Origin of the sequence: Bradyrhizobium sp., from assembly GCF_016462955.1 — a bacterium.
In the GTDB taxonomy this organism is placed as follows: Bacteria; Pseudomonadota; Alphaproteobacteria; order Rhizobiales; family Xanthobacteraceae; genus Bradyrhizobium.
Genome location: NZ_JAEMSD010000559.1, coordinates 3,628 through 4,165 on the forward strand (window position 1 = coordinate 3,628; position 538 = coordinate 4,165).

The window sequence follows — 538 nt, forward strand, 5'->3', positions numbered from 1 at the left end:
TGGCTCCACTCGACGCCGTCGCGGGCCTTGCTGACGGTCAGGAAGTCCGGACCGAAGTAGACCCGAACCACGCCGTCGATCTCGAACAGCGCCCGCGCCAGCGGCGAGGAGGCCGCGTCTTCCGGCGTGGCGAACTCCCGCACGCCCTCAGTCATCACCTGCCGGCCGGGCAGGAACTTCAGCGTGGCGGGATTGGGGGTGGCTTCGGTTTGAATGAACATGGTTTTCTCCAGACGTCGCCGGTTCAAGGCCGGCGCGTGCTCTATCCCCTAGCAGATGGCGACGGGGAACGCACGGTCAAGGGGAGGGATCGACGTTTGACTGTAATTTCAGTGGGTTAAGGCGCGCAATCTTCTCTCTCCGTCATGGCCGGGCTTGTCCCGGCCACCCACGCCTTGCTTCGTCGTGCCAAGAACGTGGATGCCCGGGACAAGCCCGGGCATGACGAGTAACCCACCGGCAGAACAACGGCCTACGACAGCGAATCCACGCTTTCGTCGCTCAGCGCGCCCGAGATGATAGTCACCGGTATCGGAAA

The 538-nt window shown here is 63.8% G+C and carries 1 protein-coding gene; it reads right to left on the reverse strand.

Going from position 1 to position 538, the window contains the following annotated elements; genetic code table 11:
- A partial coding sequence (locus tag JHD07_RS34340; RefSeq protein ID WP_291630238.1) for a NifU N-terminal domain-containing protein occupies positions 1-221 on the reverse strand: 221 nt, incomplete at its 3' end.
- Between the last annotated feature and the right edge of the window lie 317 nt (positions 222-538).